Origin of the sequence: Methylosinus sp. R-45379 (genome assembly GCF_001644125.1) — a bacterium.
Lineage (GTDB): Bacteria > Pseudomonadota > Alphaproteobacteria > Rhizobiales > Beijerinckiaceae > Methylosinus.
In genome coordinates this window covers 21,101-42,878 of record NZ_LUUM01000090.1, presented here as the reverse complement: position 1 = coordinate 42,878, position 21,778 = coordinate 21,101, and the positions used below count along the sequence as shown (strand labels likewise).

Sequence of the window (21,778 nt, the reverse complement as noted above, 5' to 3'; positions counted from 1 at the left end):
ATGATGCGTGCGCGCGTCGAAGGAGAAAAGCGCCAGCGCCTCGCCGCCGCTTGGACTTTCGCGATCGACGAGGCCGGCGAATGGACGGAGCCCTCCACCATTCCCGGCGCCGCGTCTTGGCGCGCCGCGCGCGTTCCCGGCACGCTGGCGCAGGCGCTGATCGATGAAGGCGCGCGCTTCGACGAGCTGCCGCCGCTCGACGCCATCGACGTCTGGTACAAGACCTCCTTCGTCAATTCGACGCCGGCCGAATTGCGCCTGCACGGCCTCGCCACGCTCGCGGACGTCTATCTCGACGGACGGCTCGCGCTGCGCTCGGACAATATGTTCGACGCGCATGCAATAGAGGTCGCGACGCCCGGCGCGCATGATCTTCATATTCGCTTCCGCTCCGTCGAGCGCGAGATCGCGACGAAGAGCGGTCGCGCGCGCTGGCGGCCGCGCATGATAACGCCGGCGGGCCTGCGCCACATACGCACGACGGCGCTCGGCCGCCTTCCCGGCTTCGCGCCGCCGACGCCGCCCGTCGGTCCCTGGCGCGAGATCGAGCTGATCGAGCATGGCGCGCTGCGCCTGCGCAATGTGCATATGCGCGCCACCGTCCGCGATGGTCGCGCCAGCCTGCACGTCGCCCTCGAAATTTCCGGCCTCACGGATTCGTCCGCGCAGCTCTTTTGCGGCGGAGCGGAAGCGCCCTTCACGCGCGTTGCGGATAATCGCATCATCGCCGAGCTGTCGCCGCCCGACGCGCGGCTGTGGACGCCACATACGCATGGCGAGCCGCATCTCTATGATGTCTCGGCGACAATCGGCGCGCATCGCATCGATCTCGGCCGCACCGGCTTTCGTGATATTCGCGTCGATCGCGGCGCGGATGGCGTCGGCTTCGCGCTACAGGTGAACGATATTCCGCTGTTCTGCCGCGGCGCCTGCTGGACGACGGCGGACGCCGTGTCGCTCGCCGGCGGCAGAGAGGATTGCGCGCCGCTGCTGCGCGCGATGCGCGACGCCGGCATGAATATGGTTCGCGTCCCCGGCGTCACTCTCTATGAGAGCGATGATTTCTACGCGCTCTGCGACGAGCTCGGACTCTTGGTTTGGCAGGATTTCGCCTTCGCCAATTTCGATTATCCGTTTCAGGATGCGGCCTTCCGCGCCAGCGTCGAGCGCGAGGCGGCGGAATTTCTGGCGCGCACGCGATCTTCGCCTTCGCTCGCCGTGCTCTGCGGCGGCAGCGAGGTCTATCAGCAAGCGTCGATGCTGGGCCTCGCCGAGGCCAAATGGCGCTCGCCTTTCTTCGACGAGACTCTGCCGAAGCTCATCGAAGCGGAGCGTCCCGACACCATTTATGTCGAGAACTCGCCCTCCGGCGGCCCCCTGCCCTTCCATGCCGATGTCGGCGTCTCGCATTACTATGGCGTCGGCGCCTATCGCCGCGGCCTGGACGATGCGCGCCGCGCCAATGTGCGCTTCGCTTCCGAATGTCTCGGCTTCGCCAATATTGCGGATGACGCCGCGCTGCGCCGCGACTTCGGCGACGACCCGCTCGGCTCGAAGCTCTTCGCCGAACGCATCGCGCGCGACATGGGCGCGACGCAGACTTTCGGCGACGTCACCGAACATTACATGCGCCTGCTCTATCGCTGTGATCCGGCGACGCTGCGCGAGAGCGATCCGCAGCTCTATCTCGACATAGCGCGCGCCGCAGTGGCCGAGACGATGGAAGCGACGATCGGCGAATGGCGACGCGGCGGCTCCACGACTCATGGCGCCATCGTCTGGTTCCTCGAGGATCTTTGGCCCGGCGCCGGCTGGGGCGTTCTCGATGCGCACGGCGAGCCGAAATCCGCCTATCACGCTTTGGCGCGCGCCTTTCGTCCGCTGTCGCTCATGCTCACCGACGAAGGCGTCAACGGGCTTTTCGCGCATTTGCGCAATGACGGACCGCAACGCATCGAGGGCGAGATTTCGCTGGCCTGCTATCGCGACGGCCATGTGCCGGTGATGAAGGCGAGCCGCAACGTCGCCGTCGAGCCGCATGACGTCGCAACATTGCGCGATGCGGAATTCTGGGGCGGGTTTTTCGATACGGCGCTCGCCTATAATTTCGGGCCGCCGTCGCATGATTTGACCGTCGCGCGCTTCATCGGCGCGAATGGCGTCGAGCGCGAGGCCTTCCATTTTCCGCTCGGTCGCAGCGCCGCGAAATCGCAGCTCGGATTGACGGCGGAGATAGAGGAAGACGATAGCGGATTCACTCTCGCTCTATCGACGACTATCGCCGCGCAATCGGTGGCGATCGAGGATGAATTCTTTCTGCCTCGCGAAAATTGGCTGCATCTCGCTCCGGGCGCGACGCGGCGCATTCGCCTCGTCGCGCGATCGGCCGATGGGAAACGCCCCAAGGGCGTCGCGAGAGCGCTGAATGGGGAAGCGATCCGCTACGGCTAGAGTTTTCGAGCGAAGTGGGAACCGGTTCGCGTGAAGAAAACACGACCGAACAAGGAATCACTCTAGCCAACATGCTCGGGGAATTCGAGCCGCACCAGCGTGCCATGTGGTGGCAAGCGCTCGAAGAAAGCCTCGCCTTTGAGCTGGCGCGCTAGGCCCCGCATCAGCTGTAGCCCATCGCCACGCACGACATTCGCCAGATCGAAGCCGCAGCCATTGTCGGAGACTGTCAGCTCGAGCCTGTCGCCGATGCGGCGCAGGCGCGCATGCACCTCGCCATGCGCGCCGCCGGGAAAGGCGTGCTTCATCACATTGGTGACGGCCTCGACATAGACGAGGCCGACGCATTGCGCGCGGCGATAATCGAGAAAAATATCGTCGTCTGCGAGCGTCTCTCCGACGATGCGATCGTCGAATGCTTTGCGGCGGGCCTCGGAAAGCGCCCAAAGATAGGAGGACATGCAGATCTCGGCGTCATCGTCCTCGTCCAGCGCATTATGCAGCTCGACGGCGCTGCGCAGGCGCATGGCGCAATTGCTGCAGCCCTCGGGCTTCTCGAGCCGCCGCGACTGCGCCGAGATCAATGTCGCCAAAGCCTGCAGATCATTGCGGACGCGATGACGAAGCTCGCGATAACGCTCCTTCTCGGCGCGCAGCTCGACATGAACGCTCGCGAGCTCAGCCTCGAGCTCGGCAATTTTGTTCTTGCCCCCGACAACCGAGGATACGCCAGCGACTTCGCTCATTCAGCCCGATCCCTCCGAGCGACGCCGGAGACGACAGCCGGTCGCACGGACCTGTTTTCATTTATCTGAAGCGCGCGTCCCGAATTTTCAAGCTACACTTCGGCCGATTGTGCGCCGGCGCGCGTCGCGCGCGCGAGCTTGCTGCGCTTATGGCCATAAGAAAAATAGAAAATCAGCCCCAGAGCCATCCATATGGCGAAGCGCTCCCAGGCCGCGGCGGGCAGCTTGGAGAGCAGCCATAGGGAGAAGCCGACGCCGGCGAGCGGAACATAAGGCACGAGCGGCGTGCGAAAGCTGCGCGGCGCATCCGGCCGCGTGCGTCGCATGACGATGATGGAAAGGCAGATGACGACGAAGGCGGACAGGGTTCCGATATTGACGAGCTCGGCGACCTCGCGGATCGGATAGAGCCCGGCGACGATGGCCGTCAGCCCGCCGATGACGAGCGTCGGGCGATGCGGCGTATGGAAGCGCGGATGCGCATGGGAGAACCAGGCGGGCAGCAGACCGTCGCGGCTCATGGCGAAGCAGATGCGCGCGCAGCCGAGCAGAAACGCCAGCATGACGCTGATGATGCCGGCGACCGCGGCGACGGAGACGACGAAGGTCGCCCATGGCAAGCCGACGGCGGTGAAGGCCGCTGCCACCGGCGCCGGATTGTTCAGCGTGTCGTAGCGCACCATGCCGGTGAGCACGAGCGACACTGCCACATAGAGCGTCAGCGCGACGGCGAGCGAGAGCAGCACAGCGCGCGGCAATTGGCGCTGAGGGTCTTTCGCCTCCTCGGCCGCTGTGGTCAGCGTGTCATAGCCAAAGACGGCGAAGAACACGACCGCCGCGCCCTCGACGACGCCGCCAAAGCCATAGGGCATGAAGGGCGTCCAATTCTCGAGGCGCACATAGGGAAGGCCCGCCGCCACCACGAGCAGAACCGCCGCGGTCTTGACCACCACCATGACGGCGTTGAAGCGCGCGCCCCATTCGATGCGCAGCACCAGCACGCCGGCGACGAAGAGCGCGCCCAATATGGCCGCAAGATCGACGACCCTGCCCTCGCCGGTTCCGGCCGCGCCCGAGGCCCAGACCGGCAGAGCGAGGCCGAGCTGCCCGAGCAGCGCCTGCAGATAGCCCGACCAGCCGATGGAGACCACGGCGACGACGAGCGCATATTCGAGCAGCAGGTCCCAGCCGATGATCCAGGCCGCGAGCTCGCCGAGCACGGCATAGGCATAAGTATAGGCGCTGCCCGCCGCCGGAATCATTCCGGCGAATTCGGCGTAGCAGAGCGCCGCCGCCGCGCTGGCGACGCCGGCGATGAGAAAGGAGAGCGAGACCGCAGGCCCGGCCTGGGTCGCCGCGACCACGCCGGTCAGGACGAATATGCCGACGCCGATCAGGCCGCCGAGGCCGATGCTGGTGAGCTGCCAAAGGCCCAGCACGCGGCGCAGCTCGCTCGGCGTGCCGGACTCCGCCGCGAGCGTCTCCAGCGGCTTCACGCGCAGGAGATCATGCAGGGACAGGAGATCATGCAGGGAGAAGCGTCTCTCGGTCATGCCGTCCCTTCGGTTGGAGTCTCTGCCGAAGTCTAGCATGTCCGCCGAAGCGGCGGATGGTCTTCAGTGCTTATCCGCCGCGCGAAACTGAACCGGCACCTCAAAGGTGAGGCCCTCGTCCGCCACTGCGGGAGGCGGTGGCGGCACGGGATCGGCGCGCTTCATCATGGCGAGAGCGGCGTCGTCGAAGATGCGGTCGCCAGCCGAGCGCCTGACGCTGGCGCTCACCACATGGCCGAGCCGATCGAGCGTGAAGGCGACGGCGACCTCGCCGGCGCGCCGCCCCGCCCCGCTCGGATAGCGCTTGGCGCGGTTGATATGCGCCATCAGCGCCTTCAGCCAGGTGAGCTTGGCCGCACGCGCGACCTTGTCGGCGCCTTGGACGGGAGCGACGGCGCGCGGCGCCTCGGCGAGCGCATCGGTCTTGGGCGGCGCGGCCGCCTCGGAAGCGGCGGACTCGGCCGAGATCACTGGCGTCGCCTGACGTTTGGTCGGATCCTCGACCGGCTTCTCATGCTTTTCGGCGGTCGTGTAATCGGCGTCCTCGGCCTCGACGCGCGAGATTTTGGGATCGTCGTTTTCCTTGGTCTGCGAGGCGGCGACGGCCGGCGCGGCGGCGGCGGCTTCATCGGCCTGCGGGCCGGGGGGAGCGTCGGGCGAATCCTCGACATGAGGCGCTGCCGGCGCGAGGCCGATCTCGATCGCCGGGGCGCCGCTGGCGTCGTCGTCCGTCTCGATCTCGAAGACGACGAAAATAGCGGCGAGCGCCAGAAGATGCGCGGCCAGCGCGGCCAGCGCCGCGCCGGTCCAGATGCGATTGTTCCGGCCCGTGTCGAGATCGGCGGCGATGCTCATTTCGCAGCTCCGCCCGTCGCCGCCCCACCCCCGTCGAGCGCGACGAGAGAAATCTTGGCGTAGCCGCCGGAGCGCAAGCGCTCGAGAATGGCCATCATCTCGCCATAGGGCACCGCCGTGTCGGCGCGCAGGAAGACGCGCTTCTCCTTGTCGCCGCCGGCGAGCGAATCCAGCGAGGCGATGAGATCATTGCGCTTCACCGGCGTCTCGCCCAGAGCCAAAGCGAGATCGGCCTGAATGGTGAGATAGATCGGCTTGTCGGGCTTCGTATGCGTCGCCGCGCTCGCGGCCGGCAGATCGACGGGAAGATCGACAGTGGCGAGCGGCGCCGCCACCATGAAGATAATCAGCAGCACGAGCATCACGTCGATGAAGGGCGTGACATTGATCTCGTGAGTCTCTTCGAGCGCGCCGCGCGACGATCCTCCGATATTGCCGGCCATGATCGTTACTCCGCGGCGCGCAGAGCGGCGGGCGCCTGCTGGACGCCGCGATCGAGATCACGCGAGACGATGCGCAGCAGCTCGCCGGAGAGATTGGAGACGAGCTCGAGATAGGCGCTCGTCTGCCGCGCGAGATGATTATAGATCAGCACGGCGGGAATGGCGGCGATGAGGCCGATGGCGGTGGCGAGCAGCGCCTCGGCGATGCCGGGCGCGACGACGGCGAGATTGGTCGTCTGCGCTTTCGATATGCCGATGAAGCTGTTCATAATGCCCCACACAGTGCCGAACAGGCCGATGAAGGGACCGGTGGAGCCGACCGAAGCGAGCAGGCCCGTGCCGCGACGAATGGAGAGGCTCTCGGCGCGCTCGATCTCGGCGAAGCTCGAAGCGACGCGCTCCTTCAATCCGCCGGCGGAGGAAAGATCGGAAGAGAGGCGGAACTCGCGCAGCGCCTCGGCGATCAGAGCGCTCGCCAGAGGATCGTCGCCGCCGAGCGCGAGACGCGCTTCCGCGAGGCCGCGCGCCTCCTGCAGACGCTCGATCGAGCTGCGAATGCGCGCGCGCGCGCGCCGCAATTCGATCGTCTTGGCGATGAGCACCGTCCATGTGCCGATGGAGGCGCTGACGAGGCCCAGCATGACGATCTTTACGACGATGTCGGCGTTGAGGAACATGCTCGACACGGAGAGATCATGCGGACGATTGATGATGTCCGCGCGCCCTTCGGCCAGACAGAGAGACGTCGAGAGGAGGAGAGACGAGGCCGCGATCGCTAGCGTCTGATATGATCGTTTCATGCTTCCGCCCATATGCGAATGAGATTGTGATAGACGCCTGTCAGCTTGACGCAGGCCGGATCGCCCGCGCCGAGCCGTTCCGTGAGACCTTGAATCGTCTGGTCCAAATCAAAAAGCAACGAACGTACCACGTTGTCGCGAATCATGCTTTGAAGCCAGAAGAAGGATGCGACGCGCTCACCGCGCGTCACTTCTCGCACGAGATGCAGGCTGGTCGATGGATAGAGCACCAGATGACCGGCGGGCAGCTTCACTTCCTGCGCGCCATAATGATCCTCGATGACCAATTCGCCGCCGTCGTATTCGTCTGGATCGGCGAGAAAAAGCGTGACGGAGAGATCGGTGCGAATGCGCACCGAAGTGCGCGGCACGCCGCGAATGGCGTTGTCGACATGCAGCCCGAAATCATGGCCCGCGCCATAACGATTGAACAGCGGCGGGAAAATCCGCAGCGGCAGAGCGGCAGAGACGAAAGTCGGACAGGCTGCGAGCGCATCGAGCACAAGATCGCCCAATTCGCGGGCGGCGGCGCCGTCTTGCGGCAGCTGCAAATTATTCTTCACCAGGCTCGATTGCGAGCCGGCGGTCGAGCGGCCGTCTTCCCACACGGTCTGCGACATCACGTCGCGAAAATAGGCGATCTGCCGCGCATCGAGCACATCGGGTATGCAGATCAGCATGACGCGACCCTCATACCTCGCTCCAATGGCGTATGAGATTGTGATAGACGCCGCCGAGCTTCATCACATCCTCGTCGTCTCCGCCGAGGCGCGGCGCGAGCTGCTGAATCGCCGCGTCGAGATCATAGATCACATCGCGCACGCTCTCCTGGCGGATCATGCTCTGCACCCAAAAGAAGGAGGCGACGCGCGCTCCGCGCGTGACCGGCGAAATCATGTGCAGATCGCTCGCCGGATAGACGGCGAGCGCGCCCGCCGGAAGCTTGACCTGATGAGAATCATAGGCGTCGTCGACGACCAGCTCGCCGCCGTCATATTCCTCCGGCTCCGAGAGAAAGACGGTGACGGCGAGATCGGCGCGAATGCGCATGCCGGTCAGCGGATCGCCGCGCACGGCGTTGTCGACATGCACGCCGAAGCGATGTCCGACACGATAGCGATTGAACATGGGCGGATAGATGCGCAGCGGAATCGCCGCGGCGACAAAGCCCGGATGCGAGACGATCGCCTGCAGAAGGCGCTCGCCGAGGCGCCGCGACAATTCGCCATTGGGCGGCAGCTGCTCATTGCTCTTCACCGAGGGCGGCTGCGCGCCGGCGGTGGAAGCGCCGTCCTCCCATTCCGCCGCGTCCATGACGCTGCGGAATTGAGCGACCGTCTCCTTGCTCAGAACGTCCGGCACGCAGATCAGCATTTCCGCACATTCCATTTTTTGCGGCGCAATGAAAAGGCGCCGGCTCCTTGTTTGAAACTTTTCCAAGGGAGCCGGCGCCTGCGACGATTTGTCTTCAGAATTTGGCGCGCGCCTCGAACAGCACGGTGCGGCCCGGCGCCACCTGGGTGAAGGGCGTCGCCGTCTGATAGAAGGCGTCATAATAGGTACGGTCGAAGAGGTTCATGACCGAGACCTTGAGCGTGATATTCTCTGTCACCTTGCCCTCGAGGAAGGCGTCGAAGCGCCAATAAGAGGGCAGGACGGTCGGCACATTCACGAAGGGATTGGCCGCCGTCGGCGCCGGCCACCCCGTCGTGCCGTTCACCGCCGTCGCGCCATTGGCGATGATGTTGTTGCCGCCGTAGATCTTCGAGCGATAGACCGCCTGTCCGCCGAACTCCAGACGATCCGCCTCGAGGCCGAAGAAGTCGCCGAACTCGTATTTGCTCAGCAAGCTGAAGGATTCATGCGCGATATTGGCGAGCGGCAGGCCGACATTGGTGACGATCTGCGATTGCGTGACCTTCGACTCCATGATGACGATGCCGCCGGTCACGCTCCATTTGTCGGTGATATTGCCGGCCACCTCGAGATCCGCGCCCTGGACGTAATAGGCGGCGTTGCCCGTCGTCACCGAGCCGTTCACCTCGCGCGCGCCATTCACATCGGTGCGGAACAGCGCCGCGGTCGCGAGGAGATGGCGATCGAACAGCTCCCACTTCAAGCCGATTTCCTTGGCGTAATTGCGCTGCGGCGGGAAGATCTGCACGGCCGTGGTGAGACCGCCGTAATTGGCCGCGCCGCCGTCGAGCTCCGCGCCGACAGGATTGGCGGAGGTCGCATAAGCGGCGTAGAGGCTGACTTCCGGCAGCGGCTTCAGCACCAGGCCGAAATTGTAATTGACGAGGCTGGTGTGATTGGCCGCGAAGGTCGTATAGGCCTCGTTGCGGTTGGTGATCGTGTAATCGTCGAAGCGCACGCCGGCGTTGGCGATGACGATGTCATCGAAATTGGCCGTCTCGATCAGATAGCCCGCCTTGGTGTCCACGGCGACGCGCGTCACATTCTGATTGCGCGTCGGCGTGTTGAGGAAAGGCAGAGAATTGCACGGCAGATAGAGATTGCAGACCAGCGCTGAGCCGGTCGAGCCTCCGTTCAGCTCCGACGAGAGATTGGTGTAATTGGTTCTCGTCACGCCTTCGCGGCTGTATTCCGCGCCGAGCACCACCTCGTGCTTCACCGGGCCGGTGGCGAATTTGTAATTGATGTCCGTCTGGTTCGCGAGGACATTGGTCACTTGATAGCGGCTCTGCGCGCCAATGTTCACTGTTCCAGCAGCCCAGCTGGCGCTCTGCGTCAGCGTGCCGATGTAATCGATGACGGATCGCTCCTGCCGCAGCCGGCTAGTGATCTTCAGATCGTCATTGACGCGATACTCGCCGGTGAAAGTGCCGAAATCCTGGCGATATTTTTGGTAGTCGCGATTGAGCAGCCCATACCAGGTGCTGCGCGAGGTGACGCCTTCCGCGTAAGGCCGATTGGTGGTGCGATTATAGGGAATGCCGAAGTCCGGCAGGCCGTTCTGATAGGAATGGGTGTAATTCGCCGTGAGCGTGAAGTTGTCGATCGGCTTGAAGACGACGGAGCCCGAGACGCCATTGCGGTCGTCGGTGACGTAATTGCGCCCGGCGACATTGGCGTCCTGGAACAGGCCGTTGAGGCGCACGGCGAGAATGGGGCTGATCGCCTTGTTCACGTCGATCTGCACGCGCTTGGAATTATCCGACGGGCCGCCGGTGAACTTCATATCGTAGAAGTCCTGCTCCTTGGCCGTCTTGGTGACGATGTTGAGCGCGCCGCCAGCGGTGCCGCGGCCGGCGAAGCTGGAGCCCGGACCGCGCAATATCTCGACCTGCTCGGTATAGAAATTCTCGCGCAGGCTGACGCCCGGATCACGCACGCCATCGACGAAAATATCGTTGCGGGCGTCGAAGCCGCGAATGAAGAAGCGATCGCCGAAGGCGTTGCCGCCCTCGCCCGAGCCCAGCGTGACGCCGGCCGTGCTGCGCGCGATCTCCTTCAGCGTGGTCGCATTCTTGTCCTCGAGCACTTCCTTGGTGAGGACGGTGACGGTGCGCGGCGTGTTGAGCAGCGGCTGCGTGAATTTGTTGGAGGACAGGCGATCGGCTTTATAGGGGGCCTTGGGATCGGCGTAAGGATTGGCGTCGGCGGGCGCGGCGCCGCCCCCTGCCCCGGCCTGCGCGCTCTGGGCTCCTTGCGCGCCCTGCTGCGGGGCGGCGGGCTGCTGCGACGGCGCATGCGCGGCGCGGCGCGGCTTGGCGGCGTGATGCGCGGCGGGCGCCGCATGGACGACCGGCTTGGGCTTCTCCTTCGGAGCATCGACACGGACCGCCGGCAGAGGCTGCGTGGCCTCCTGCGCTGCCGCGACTCCGACGCCGGCCGCAAGCAGCGCCGCCGCCCCCAATACTTTCACGGACGGGCCGTCGATGCGCGCGACCGATGCGGATGAGCCGCGCCGAAGGCTGCGCAGTGAAAACGGCGCTTTGATGTTGTTCATTCTGTCCTGCCCCCGTGGAATCATATCCGGCAAAGCCGGTAAGGTCTTCCACTATGAGTATTTTTAGCTAGGAGCAGGGTCAATCGAAGGATGCGTAGCTTGGAAATCTTGCAAGAACGCTATTCTTGGAATGCTCGAGACAAAATCCTCTGTCGCCTTTCGAACATTGTTCGAAAGGCGCTGATTGGAATATTTCCATTTTGGAATTGGATGGGTTTATCTCGCTCGTCTCATGCCGCTCTCGCGCGCAGCGAGCCTATTGTCGCGCTCTTCGAGTGTTTTCGAGCGACGTGGGAACCGGTTCGCGTGAAGAAAACACGGTGGAACAAAGGCTCTGGACGGCGCGCCACGGCGCCGCCCGTCCAACTCGGGAAGCGCTTATTTTCCTTCGATCGTCTTGCGCGCCTCGTCGCGCAGCAGACGGCGGGAATCGTCGCGGATATAGGACATGTGTCCGCCGGGGACCGTCACGAGCCGCACGCGGGTCGGGTCGCCGAAGGCGGGCAGCTGATCAATGAGCAGCTTGCTCGCATAATAGGGCGTCACCAGATCGGCGAGCCCATGGGCGACGAGCACCTTCAAGCGCGCATCGAGCGCGAGCTCGTCGCGCAGCGTCGAGACCGCCTCCGCATTGGCGCGGCCGCCGCGGCCGAAGTCCCAATCGCGCGCGACCTTGTGATTGAGAATCTCATAGCGCGCGTCGCCGATCGGCCATTGCAGCTTCTCGATCGTCACCCGCGTCATGGCGGCGCCGAGCGGCGCGGCGAGCGCGTCGAGCACCGGATCGGACCAATCGCTCTCGCGCGAGAAGGGCCGCGGATCGAAGCCCGTCACCGCGCCGTCATAGGCGCTGGAGACGAGATGCGAGGCGCGCAGACGATCGCGCAGAAAGGTCTTCAGCGCAACGCGGCCGCCCTCCTCCGTCACGATCCGCGATTCGAGCCCGGTGAAGCGCGTGACATTGGCGTCGAGCCGCTCCAGCGCCTCCTTGTCGCGCGGGCCTTTGAGCAGATCGACGAGAAATTCGCCGGAGGCGTAAGCCTCGACATCGGCGAGCTCGGCGCGCTGCTTGGCGTCGCGCGCCACCGCCGCATAGGATGGCAGGCGGCCCGCCAGCGACAAGAGATTGCGCGGGCTGTCCAGCCAGGCGAAATCCAGCGCCGGCGAGATCAGCACCAGCCCTTCGACGCCGATGCTCTCGCGCTCGCGCAGCGCATGGGCGAGCTCGACAGCGCGAAAGCCGCCATAGCTCTCGCCGACCAGAAACTTCGGCGAGGCGATGCGCCGATGCGTCGCCAACCATTTGCGCACCACGACCGCGAGCGCCTCGGCGTCGCCCTGCGCCGAGAGGAAATGCTTTCGCGTCTCCTCATTATCGGTGAGGAATTTGCTGTAGCCCGTGCCCGGCGGATCGATGAAGACGAGATCGACGAAGGGTAGCCAGCTCTCGGCATTGTCCACGACGACGGGCGGCGCGGAGGGCGACAGCGGCCCCGCGCCCAGCGACAGGCGCCAGGGCGAGATGCCGCCGAGGCCGAGCCAGGCGGAAGCCGCGCCCGGCCCGCCATTGAAGACGAAGGCGATGGGCCGGGCCAGCGCATCGACGTCGGAGCGCTCATAGGAGACGAAAGCCACATCGACGCGCGGCGCGCCGCTCTGGGCGTCGCGCAGCCGCACCGCGCCGGCGCGGGAGAGGAAGGCCAGCTTCTCGCCGCGAATCGACATGGAATGCGTGGTCGTGACCTCGGTCGGAAGACCTTGCGATGGGTCCGCCGCCTCCTCGCTCTCCTTTTTCTGCGCTGCGGGCGGCGCGGCGAGGCTCGAGGAGCCGGCGAGACAAAGAGCCAGCGCGAGCGCAATCCAGGCTTTGGAAATCATGTCACGACCTTTCATTCCACGATGTGAGAACAGATAGCGCCGCGCTCGAGCGCGGCGAAGGGCGATGGAACCATCTCCATCGGCAAGAATTGTCATCCGATCCTGCGGCGCTCGCAAATAGACGCGCCCGAGCAGAGGAGAAGAAAGATGGAATGGAACCAGATCCAAGGCAATTGGAAGCAGGCTACGGGCAAGATCAAAGAGAAATGGGGCGACTTGACCGATGACGATCTGACCAGAATCCAGGGCAAGCGCGACCAATTCGAAGGCGAATTGCAGAAACGCTATGGGAAAAGCAAGGAAGCCGTTCAAAAAGACGTGGATGAATGGCTGAAGACGCTCCACTGAGCGACGCCTCTCCACTGCGCTCCCAGGGGAGAGACAAAGCGGCGGCCGGTTCTCCCGGCCGCCGCGGCTCTGGTCAGCGCGGCAGAACCGCCCAATAGTCGAGGTCGAGCAGCACGTCTGGATGCGGCTTGCCCTCGGCCGTCGTCAGCGGGAAATCCGCCGGCGGGTGGTCCTTGGCGGCGACGAGCCGCAGGCGCAGCGCGCCAATGTCCGAGCGGCCGGGAATCTCGGCCTTGTCGAGCACTTCCGACCAGGCGAAGACGGTGCCGCCGGCGAACAGCGGATTGACATGGCGCCCGCCATTCACCGCGGCGATGTGGAAGGCGTTCTCGAGACCGTTGAAAGAGAGCGCGCGGGCGAGCGAGATCACATGCCCGCCATAGATGATGCGCTTTCCGAAACGCCCCTGCGCCTCGTAATATTGGTTGAAATGGACCTTGGAATTGTTCTGGTAGAGGCGCGTCGCGATCTGATGCTCGGCCTCCTCCACGGTCATTCCGTCGATATGGTCGATCTTCTCGCCCACTTCATAATCGCCCCAGAAATAGGGCGAGCCGGCCAAATCCTTGTCATAGGCGGCGACGTTTATCGCCGGCACGGCTTTGCCGAGATCGGCGGGGGCGACGGATTTCGGCAGCGTCGGCACGACTTCCGGCCCCACGGGGGCGTCCTTGTCGCGCTTCTTCACCATCACCCAGCGGGCGTAGTCGAGCACCGTCTCGCCGCGCTGATTCTTGCCGGTGGAGCGCACATAGACGACGCCGGTCTCCTTATTGGAGTTCTCCTTGAGGCCGATGACCTCGGAGCTTGCCGTCAGCGTGTCGCCCGGATAGACGGGCGCGAGAAATTTGAAATCGGCATAGCCGAGATTGGCGATGGCGTTGAGCGAGACGTCTGGCACGGTCTTGCCGAGCACGAAATGGAAGACGAGAATATCGTCGATCGGCGCTTCTCTATAGCCGATCGCCTGGGCGAAGGCCGCCGAGGATTGGACGGCGAAGCGCGGCAGATAGAGCGCCGTGTAGAGCGCGACGTCGCCCACCGTCACCGTGCGCGGCGCGGCGTGGCGGATCACCTGACCCAGCGAGAAATCCTCGAAAAAATTTCCGACCTTCGACTTGCTCATGCCTCAACCATTTTTTGTCGCGCCGGTTTTCTCCAGCGCTGCGAGGAGCCGTGCGGGATCGCCCGCGATGAAGAGCTTTTTCAGCCGCGCCGTGTGACCGGAGACGATCGACACGGCTCTGCGCGGCGCGCCGATCGTCTCGGCGACCAATTCGACCAGCGCGTCATTGGCGCGCCCATCCTCCGGCGCCGCCCGCACCCTGGCCTTGAGCACCGCCCGGCCGTCGGCGAGACGCTCGACGCCTTCCACAGCGTCGCGGCCGCCCTTGGGCGTCAGCCGAACCCAGAGAGCGACGCCGTCACCCTCTGCGCTCCAGGCCGCAGCCTCCGCCATGTCAGCCCATGCCGCCGAGCTGGCCGGCGACGAGATTGCGCAGGAATTGCAGCGCGAGCAGCAGGATGATGGGCGAGATGTCCATTCCGCCCAGGCTCGGCAGCACGCTGCGAATCGGCCGCAGCACCGGCTCGGTCAGCGCGTTCAGCGCGTTCCACAGCGAGTAGACGACGCGCGATCTGGTGTTCACCACATCAAAGGCGATGAGCCAGGACATGACCGCCATTGCGATGACGACCCACCAATAGAGATCGATGATCGTGAAGATAAGATTGGCCACGGCATATTGCATCGTTGCGCTTCCAACGGTCGAATTCGTGAGAATTCTCTATCCTTCCTGCTCCGCCGCCGCAATCCCCGAGCGCCTCCGGCGCGGCCGTGACGCGCTCGGCCTCGAGGCCCCGAGCCTGCCCCGCGCGGAAAGCTCCGGCTCGGCCATCGGACGAAGACCATTTCGGAATGGGGAACGATTTCGACTCGGAGCGGATTGACAGCCGGATAGGCGCCGAAGTATCCAGCGCCTCGGAACGGGGCTGTAGCTCAGATGGGAGAGCGCTGCAATCGCACTGCAGAGGTCCGGGGTTCGATTCCCCGCAGCTCCACCAAGGAAATCAGCGAGTTAGAAGCTGATTTTGAAAACCCGTGAAGGTGGTAGCTACCAAGTAGCTACCATACGGCTCGAATCACCGTCCCTATTTGGCCAATTTGACCGCCTCGCCGAATCGCGCCGCCAAGAGCGACAGACGCAAAAACGCCGCGGCCGTTCATCCGGGCTCGCGGCGTTTCAGGCAACGGGCCGAATGTTCGGCCGGTCGATCTTGATCACAAATTAGGCGAGGCGAATCAGTGGCGCAAGTTTTGGCGTGAATGCCCGGATTCGGGAATAGTCCCGTAAGTGGGCGAGGAACCGCCGGGCGCCAGCGGCTGCGCTTGGTCGGCGCGAATCCAAGGGGCGATCCAAACGGCGAGGCCGGCGAAGAGGCGCGCGCCCCGGAGCGCCAGCCGGGCGAGCATCGTGCGCAGGACGGTCGGCTCGGCCATAGCGAGCGCGCCATCGGCGAGACCGGCGAGCGCCAAGAGCGCGCGGGCGGCGACGAGACGAAGGAACCTCACGACGGTTTCCTTTCACGTATCGCATAGAACTTCTCACTGAGTTCCTTCGTCATTGCCCCGACTCGATAGACTGAAAACAAAATGATGTCGGCCTCACGTTCAGTTACAGCTCTCATTTTTTGATCGCCGATCTCGACGCGTGTAAGTGGTCTGCCTAGACATTCTTCGATAAACGAATTCGCGAGGTCGGACATATCTCGCAAATCGGAGATATCCGACTCCAAATCGCTGTATTCGAAGGCGCAGTCCGCTGCCGCTTCCTGCTGAACGGCCTCGGCGGTCGCCTCAGCGGGGCCGACCTTTTCCGGGCTGGAAAAGCTGCGCTCTCCGCCATCGATCCGGCGGATCAGCGCGTCGAGCCCGCTGGCCACGTCGTTGGCCTGCTGATTGAGCCCATCGTGGGCGCGCGCAAGAGCCTCGCCGTCGAGATCGACGAGCATCGTCTCGAGCACCGCCGCCCGAGCGCGTAGCTTCGCCAGTTCGTCGCCGATGTCTCCGAGGGTCGAGGCCGCCGGCGCGGCGGCGACAGGCGCCGGCGCGGCCACGACGATATCCCAGCCCGAGGCCGCCTCGCGCAGATCCGTGAGATCGCGCTTGAGAGCGGATTGAATTCCGAACATGGCGCCTTCGGCAATCACCTCGGTTGCGCCGGTCTCGGCTACGGCGAAAATCGCATCGGCGAGGCCTTCCAAGCGGTAGAGCGTCGCCACCAGCGCATCTTGGTCGGCGAATAGGGACTTCGTATCAATCGGCATGTGATCTTCTCCTGCAGGCAAGCCGGGAGCGCTCGCCGGGACGGGAATGTCCGGCGTGGTTGGCGCATCTGTCCTTGCTCTGCTTGCTTATTTTGTGTAAGACCTATTTATGGCGAAGTCAATAGAGGTCTTACCTAAAAAGCGCGGCCGTCCGGCAACGGGGAAAGACCCGATGCTGAACTTCCGCGCGCCGCCCGCCCTGGTGGAGCGCGTCGATAAATGGGCGGCGAAACAGGACGACGCGCCATCGCGCTCGGAGGCAATTCGGCGGCTTCTTGAGAAGGCGCTCGGCCAATGCGGGATCAATTGAGCTGATACCCTTCTCGTCGTCGTCGAGCTCAATCCCGTCGCGCTCGGCCTGGTCGCGGACTTCATCGTCGGTCATCGCCTACCGCCTCGCGACCGAAGGTCGGAGACCGAAGCCGCGTAGCGTCGCCAGCCCCGCCGTCGATCGCAGACCGGCCGCAACGGTTTCTCCGATGACGACCTCCACACGTCTATTTCCGCGCGAATCTGTCGTTTCCCTGGTCTGTGTGCCGGCGGGCGCGTTGTGGACATGAACCTCAGTTTTCGGCGCCGGCTGTGCTGAAGAATTGGCGTTGCCGGCGCCTGACGCGAGAGACCGCGCATAGGCGAGGCTCTGCGCATTCGGCGTGACGCTGGCTCCGCGCGGCAGATTGAGATTGACCGGAATCCCGCCGCTCTTCAGCGGGACAAAGGCCTCGGGGCCGGAGCCCTCGCCATACATGGCGAGCTGCGGAGAGGAAGCAATTCCGCCATCCGCATACCGCCGCAGCGGCAGCGGGCCATGCGAGGTCATCACGCCACCATCGGCGAAGGCGAATAGTGAGCCGATCCCTGAAATGAGAGTGCTAAGGAAGCCGCCGCTTTGCTGAAACGGCCCCATCGCGCCGGCCGGCTGGCCAGCGAAATTGGAGCCGCCGCCGAAGAGACTTCCGAGGAGACCGCCGCCGGTGCCGCCACCGATGAGGCCGCCGACGCCGCCATTGATATTGACGTTCGCGGCTTGCACGTTCATCGCGCCGACTGACTTCGGCCCGAGGCCGAGCACATCGCCGAGCCCGCCGAATAGGCCGCCGACCGCGCCATCCTTGCCATTGAGGCCGAACAGCTTCGCGTAGGGGCCGCCGCCCGTAAGCGACGCGTCGAGGAGCTGGCCCTGCATGGATTGCAGGGCCTTTTGCAGAGCGTCGCCTGGCTTGCCGCCGTTGAGAATGTCTTTCAGCGCGCCGGAGATCGTGCTGCTCGCCGACGAATAGGCCTCGTTGAACTTCTTGGCCTCTTCGTTGAGGCGCTCTTGCGCCTTCTTTGCCTCGTCGAGCTTGGTGACGAGGGCGGAGACGCCATCTTTTTGCGCCTGCGTCGCGCCGACTCCAAGCTCGACGAGGCGTCGCTCGGTTTCGATCTGAAGCGCGATCCGATCATGTTCGGCACCTTGCGATACGAGGAGCGATATTTGATTCTGAAGCTGGCGTGTGATGCTCGTATATTTCTCTTCGGCGCGATCCGCGGCGGAAAGTGCGCTGCGTCCGCTCGACGCCTTTCCGCCGCTCGCGTCCGACTCCTCCCGCGCTGCATATCGAGCGCGCGTATCGCTGGCCGTGATCTGCGTCAACTTCGGGCCGCGTGCGAAGAAATCGCCCTTCATGCGATCGAAATCGTTCTGCGTGCTCATGTCGATCAGCCGGCCGAACGGCCGCGGCGGCTGTTGCTCGAACAGCTTGCCGACTACGTGCGGCGCATTCGCGAGCGTGTCGATAGGATGCATCAAGCCCTGCATCACCTGCCGCAGTTCTTCGCTACGCGAGATCGCATCCCCGATCGAACCGACGACACCCCACCAACCGAGTTTTAGGTTATCGATCGGGCTTCCGAGATCCTGAAATGCTACTAAAAGCTTCGTCCGCGCGACCTCGGCAGCCTCGTCGATTTGACGCTGAACGTCTTCCGCCTTCCGCGCGAGTTCGTCGTTTATGCCACCGGCCCGGGTGGCCTCGTCGCCGAGTGCGCGCATGCTCAGCGCTCCGCTACGGATGTTGTCGAACAGCCGCGCGCCAGCGTCTTCTCCAAAGAGCTTACGGGATAGGTCGAGACCTTCCTCTCGAGGCAGAGCGCGGATTTTCTCGCCGATGGTGTCGACGAATTCGCCCGCATTACGCGCGCGATCGGCGACTTTAAGGAAGCCCTCGTCGATATTCTCGAGCGCGCTCTTCACGCCCCCATCATTGCGACGATAGGCGTCGAATTCGCGGCCGGCGTTGTTGAGGGCGCCGCGCGTTTGGTCCTGGGTGAGGCCAGAGCGCGCGCCGACGATTTGCGCGCCGGCGATCTGATTGACGCCAAGGCCGGACTGACGGGAGACTTCCTGAAGATCGCGGAGCGCTTCCTGCGCTCGATTGCCTATCAGCGCGAGTGCGCCCTCGGCCGCGGCGCCCGCGGTGATCGCGATGGCGGGAAGCCCGCCGAGCGTCGCGCCGAGCAATCGAATCGGCATGACTACGCGATCGATTTCGTTTCCACTGAAACTCGAATTGTTCCACGCGAATGACTGCACGCGATCAACCGCGGAATTGAACCGATTCGCGCCTTCCGTCGCATGATGGAACGGGTCGATTCGGGAATTGTCGTTCGCAGAGCGAGAGAGTTCGGACTGTTGGCGATGAATGCCGGCGAGCGCAAGCTCATAGGCGCGCGTCCCGCCGAGCCCCGCGTTGTAAGCTCGGTTCAACGATTCTTGATCCGTGCGCAGCCGCTCGACGGCTCGATATTCTTGGTCGTATCGCTTCGCTAGCCGGTCGACCGCAGCCTCGCTACGCTCGCGAATCTTTGTTTGCTTGTCGGATGCAACCGTAAGGCCCTCCGTCTGATGCTGCGCTTTCCCTTCGGCCGCGATGAGTTTTTCGAGCGACTCAATCGCCTTATCGGCGTCTGAGGTAACTTGAATATCGATGCGGCTTTTTACGGCTTCGGCCATGTCTTACGCTCCTCGCATCGCGCGATCGATCGGCGCCGCGCCGTTTGCGCGATTCATGATCCGACGATAGATTTGCTCGGCCTCCGCCTCGATTTCCAGCTCGCGCGACAGCTCGTCGAGCAACATCTCGTCGGCGAAGTCCTCGGCCTCGTCGGCTTCCATGCCCGAGGCGCGGCAGCGCCGGATTAGTTCATCACGATTCGTCATTGCCCGTTCCTTTCTCGATGAGCGCGACGCGCATGGCGAGGCGATCGAAGCGCGCGCGCCATGCCTCGTCGTGGCGGCGCAGCGCGCGGCCCATCGCCTCTATGAGATCATTTTCGCGCCGGTCTACTTCGGCGCGTGAGATCGGCGGGGGCGTCGGCGCCGGGGCGGGCGCTTTCGCCGCAGCGCGCGCCGGCGAGGGCCAGGGGGTGCTCGTCGCCTCACGGACGAGCGCCTGATAGTGATCTGCGGCGCCATCGCACGGGCGGGGCTCGGCGAGCGTGGCATTTGCGCGCTCGATCGTCTCGAGGGCCAGTGCCTTCGCCGCTGCGGCGCGGTCGCGGGCGCCGCTCATGGCCACGTTCCCGCGACGGCGGCGATTCGGCCGCCGCGCATCGCGAAAGCAACATCGACGATGAGCCGCAGCGCGACGGAGTTCGTTTGCCAGAGACTGCGGGCCGGATCACTTATCGTTCCAGCCGCGTCGACTATTTCGAGAGGATCGTCGCTCATATGCAAGAGAGCTTCCGTCGTCGGATAGATGTCGACGCTTCCGAACGAAACCGCGAGCGCGGCGGGGTCGAGGCCGAGCAAGGTTCCCGCGGGTAGCGCTGTGGAAGCTAAAACTTCGAACGGTTGCAATGGAAATCTGACGCGAATCGCCATCGCCTGCGATGGTGCCGCGACGATTACGACTGTCGAGCCGCCGGCGTCGGCCACGGCTGCGGCGACTTTCTCGACGTCGCCGTCCGGGTAGCCAGAGGTCGACAGCGGTGTGAGGCCGTAGCGTAGACCAGCGTGCGCGGAGGCGGACCCTGCCGTGTCGCTGAAGAGCGCGGCGTCGAGCGCCGCCGCCGCTTTCTCTTTGAGAATCGTCTCGAAAATAGCTTGGCCGCCGGAGCGCTTCGCCAGCTCGGCCGAAAATGCCACGATCGACGCGAATTTTTTCTGGGGGCCGAGGGTGTCATGGGAGAGCGTGCCGCCGCCGACGGGGATAGGCTCGCCCTCCGCCACCCATTCGGCCGCCACCGGCGTCGAAGACGAGCGAGGAAACGAAATCGACGATCTCGATTCGAGCGGAATGCTCGTCGCCTGCGCGATCAACCGAGCGCCGGCGCTGGGAAGGTTCGAGAAATAATCGGCGACGCCGGCTTGCGCCAGCGCGGCGTGGTTCGCCGTGGCGCCGATGGTCTGGTCCGCCCTGGTGACGATGGGGTTCGCCAAGCGCTGCACGATCGGATCGGCCGCCTCGATTCGCTCGGCCTCGTCTCGCCGTCCTGCAGCTCTCAGAAATTTCGCCCACGCCGCGCGGGCCAATGGGTTCGGTTTCTCGGCGCCCGGCGCCCGTAGTGCCTGAAAAAGTTCTCTCGCCATCAATGCCTCCTGATGCGTGATCAGATTCGCATATCTGAACAAGCCGTGGCGTTGCGCGTCACGCGCGGGAATGCAGGGCGATCAATCGTTCGAGCAGCCGGCCGAGCGCGTCATCTACTGCATTCGGATCCTCGGCGAGAGCGGGCGGCAGATCGCCGAGATCGGCGAGCAGCTGTTCTAGCGCCACCTCGTCCGCCTCGATTTGGAATACGCGCCTGCCTGCAGCGCGCCGAGCGCGCGTGCGTCGCATCCGTGCCGCCGAGCCAATGCAAGGCCGAGGTGATTTCATTGCCCGCCCCTTTGATTTCTGTATTTTCTCGGCCGTTTCGGCGATCCGTTGGATTTCTGCCCCAGCCGAAAAAACCTCTGCGTGGCACCCATGCCGGTTGAATCCTCCCGCCGCCGAGGAATCCTCGATGTCCCCTTCGGGTTGAATGCGGATGCTTTTTTCTTTCATTTCGCACGGTCGAAAAATCGACCCCCATGCCGGTCGCGGCGCCCCTGCGCCCAGGTTCTCGACCTCCCCCCCTGTCCGAGCGCATCAGGGGGGGCGCGTCTCGTTTCGGAGCGCGAAGGGGCGAGTAACCGGCATGGGTGGTCTGCGCGCAACTCCGCGAATTAGCGAGTGGGTATCGAGCGCGCCGTCCGGTCCGGTCGAGGCGATGCGCCACCCATGGATTGAACCTGTGGAGGGCTTTTCCATCCAGGTTGTCTCGGCCTTGTCTCGTCTGCCCTTCCCTTAGGAAGGGAAAGGGCGAGACAGCGAGACAAGAAAGGCTTTTGTCTCGGGTCTTGTCTCGGGTGAGACAGCGTTTTTTCAATGCCTTACAT

General features: G+C 64.3%; 22 protein-coding genes and 1 tRNA gene. 4 read left to right on the top strand and 19 right to left on the bottom strand.

Features of this window, described 5'->3' with window-relative positions:
- The gene (locus A1351_RS04435) at positions 1-2,451 is read left to right on the top strand and encodes a glycoside hydrolase family 2 protein (RefSeq protein ID WP_051465399.1); all 2,451 of its coding nucleotides are present in this window, start codon (positions 1-3) and stop codon (positions 2,449-2,451) included.
- A 62-nt stretch (positions 2,452-2,513) separates the two neighbouring features.
- Here A1351_RS04435 and A1351_RS04430 read toward each other — a convergent pair whose 3' ends face one another.
- From A1351_RS04430 to A1351_RS04390, 9 genes are all read right to left on the bottom strand, one after another.
- Complete coding sequence (locus tag A1351_RS04430; protein ID WP_024879671.1) at positions 2,514-3,197, bottom strand: sensor histidine kinase; 684 nt, start codon at positions 3,195-3,197, stop codon at positions 2,514-2,516.
- Between the two features lie 92 nt (positions 3,198-3,289).
- Entirely contained in the window at positions 3,290-4,750 is a 1,461-nt protein-coding gene (locus A1351_RS04425) for an amino acid permease (protein WP_051465398.1), read from the bottom strand.
- 63 nt (positions 4,751-4,813) lie between these two features.
- On the bottom strand, positions 4,814-5,605 hold the full coding sequence (locus A1351_RS04420; RefSeq protein ID WP_024879669.1) for an energy transducer TonB: 792 nt from the start codon (positions 5,603-5,605) through the stop codon (positions 4,814-4,816).
- Positions 5,602-6,048 (bottom strand): TonB system transport protein ExbD, encoded by a 447-nt coding sequence (gene exbD, locus A1351_RS04415; RefSeq protein WP_024879668.1) that lies wholly within the window; start codon positions 6,046-6,048, stop codon positions 5,602-5,604. Before exbD ends, A1351_RS04420 begins: the two co-directional genes overlap by 4 nt.
- 5 nt (positions 6,049-6,053) lie before the next feature.
- Positions 6,054-6,848, bottom strand: coding sequence for a tonB-system energizer ExbB (gene exbB / locus A1351_RS04410; protein WP_064032330.1), 795 nt, complete (start codon positions 6,846-6,848; stop codon positions 6,054-6,056).
- Positions 6,845-7,528 (bottom strand): Fe2+-dependent dioxygenase, encoded by a 684-nt coding sequence (locus tag A1351_RS04405; protein WP_024879666.1) that lies wholly within the window; start codon positions 7,526-7,528, stop codon positions 6,845-6,847. Before A1351_RS04405 ends, exbB begins: the two co-directional genes overlap by 4 nt.
- 10 nt (positions 7,529-7,538) lie before the next feature.
- Positions 7,539-8,222, bottom strand: a complete 684-nt coding sequence (locus tag A1351_RS04400; protein ID WP_024879665.1) for a Fe2+-dependent dioxygenase — start codon at positions 8,220-8,222, stop codon at positions 7,539-7,541.
- Between the two features lie 94 nt (positions 8,223-8,316).
- Positions 8,317-10,821: a TonB-dependent siderophore receptor gene (locus tag A1351_RS04395; RefSeq protein ID WP_024879664.1), complete on the bottom strand. Its 2,505-nt coding sequence runs from the start codon at positions 10,819-10,821 to the stop codon at positions 8,317-8,319.
- A gap of 378 nt (positions 10,822-11,199) precedes the next feature.
- Positions 11,200-12,699 carry a S10 family peptidase gene (locus A1351_RS04390; RefSeq protein WP_024879663.1) on the bottom strand — a complete coding sequence of 500 codons (1,500 nt, stop codon included), beginning with the start codon at positions 12,697-12,699 and terminating at the stop codon, positions 11,200-11,202.
- 147 nt (positions 12,700-12,846) lie between these two features.
- On the opposite strand from A1351_RS04390, the gene A1351_RS04385 reads away from it, so the two are divergent.
- Complete coding sequence (locus A1351_RS04385) at positions 12,847-13,047, top strand: CsbD family protein (protein ID WP_024879662.1); 201 nt, start codon at positions 12,847-12,849, stop codon at positions 13,045-13,047.
- Positions 13,048-13,120: 73 nt separating this feature from the next.
- Here the strand turns inward: A1351_RS04385 and A1351_RS04380 are convergent, their stop codons facing one another.
- Genes A1351_RS04380 through A1351_RS04370 form a run of 3 tightly spaced genes read right to left on the bottom strand, consistent with a single transcriptional unit; the run spans position 13,121 to position 14,798 of the window.
- The gene (locus A1351_RS04380) at positions 13,121-14,173 is read right to left on the bottom strand and encodes a MaoC family dehydratase (RefSeq protein ID WP_024879661.1); all 1,053 of its coding nucleotides are present in this window, start codon (positions 14,171-14,173) and stop codon (positions 13,121-13,123) included.
- A gap of 3 nt (positions 14,174-14,176) precedes the next feature.
- Positions 14,177-14,506, bottom strand: a complete 330-nt coding sequence (locus A1351_RS04375) for a DUF167 family protein (protein ID WP_064032329.1) — start codon at positions 14,504-14,506, stop codon at positions 14,177-14,179.
- 1 nt (position 14,507) lies between these two features.
- On the bottom strand, positions 14,508-14,798 hold the full coding sequence (locus tag A1351_RS04370; RefSeq protein WP_064032328.1) for a YggT family protein: 291 nt from the start codon (positions 14,796-14,798) through the stop codon (positions 14,508-14,510).
- Between the two features lie 237 nt (positions 14,799-15,035).
- Between A1351_RS04370 and A1351_RS04365 the strand changes: the two genes are divergently transcribed.
- Positions 15,036-15,111: transfer RNA gene (locus tag A1351_RS04365), tRNA-Ala, on the top strand.
- Between the two features lie 238 nt (positions 15,112-15,349).
- Here A1351_RS04365 and A1351_RS04360 read toward each other — a convergent pair.
- Positions 15,350-15,619 carry a hypothetical protein gene (locus A1351_RS04360; RefSeq protein ID WP_024879658.1) on the bottom strand — a complete coding sequence of 90 codons (270 nt, stop codon included), beginning with the start codon at positions 15,617-15,619 and terminating at the stop codon, positions 15,350-15,352.
- A complete protein-coding gene (locus A1351_RS04355) occupies positions 15,616-16,374 on the bottom strand; it encodes a hypothetical protein (RefSeq protein ID WP_024879657.1) in 759 nt (252 codons plus the stop codon). Before A1351_RS04355 ends, A1351_RS04360 begins: the two co-directional genes overlap by 4 nt.
- Positions 16,375-16,483: 109 nt before the next feature.
- On the opposite strand from A1351_RS04355, the gene A1351_RS23710 reads away from it, so the two are divergent.
- Positions 16,484-16,684, top strand: a complete 201-nt coding sequence (locus tag A1351_RS23710; protein WP_083967123.1) for a ribbon-helix-helix protein, CopG family — start codon at positions 16,484-16,486, stop codon at positions 16,682-16,684.
- Positions 16,685-16,762: 78 nt separating this feature from the next.
- Here A1351_RS23710 and A1351_RS04345 read toward each other — a convergent pair whose 3' ends face one another.
- The 5 genes from A1351_RS04345 to A1351_RS24420 all read right to left on the bottom strand — a co-directional run bounded on the left by A1351_RS04345 (position 16,763) and on the right by A1351_RS24420 (position 21,404).
- Positions 16,763-18,889, bottom strand: coding sequence for a hypothetical protein (locus A1351_RS04345; protein ID WP_157096105.1), 2,127 nt, complete (start codon positions 18,887-18,889; stop codon positions 16,763-16,765).
- Between the two features lie 483 nt (positions 18,890-19,372).
- The gene (locus tag A1351_RS24425; RefSeq protein ID WP_157096104.1) at positions 19,373-19,576 is read right to left on the bottom strand and encodes a hypothetical protein; all 204 of its coding nucleotides are present in this window, start codon (positions 19,574-19,576) and stop codon (positions 19,373-19,375) included.
- On the bottom strand, positions 19,563-19,928 hold the full coding sequence (locus A1351_RS04340) for a hypothetical protein (RefSeq protein ID WP_024879654.1): 366 nt from the start codon (positions 19,926-19,928) through the stop codon (positions 19,563-19,565). The genes A1351_RS24425 and A1351_RS04340 overlap by 14 nt, the downstream gene beginning before the upstream one ends.
- The gene (locus A1351_RS04335) at positions 19,925-20,989 is read right to left on the bottom strand and encodes a phage major capsid protein (RefSeq protein WP_036308780.1); all 1,065 of its coding nucleotides are present in this window, start codon (positions 20,987-20,989) and stop codon (positions 19,925-19,927) included. Before A1351_RS04335 ends, A1351_RS04340 begins: the two co-directional genes overlap by 4 nt.
- Before the next feature lie 16 nt (positions 20,990-21,005).
- Positions 21,006-21,404, bottom strand: a complete 399-nt coding sequence (locus tag A1351_RS24420; protein WP_157096102.1) for a hypothetical protein — start codon at positions 21,402-21,404, stop codon at positions 21,006-21,008.
- Between the last annotated feature and the right edge of the window lie 374 nt (positions 21,405-21,778).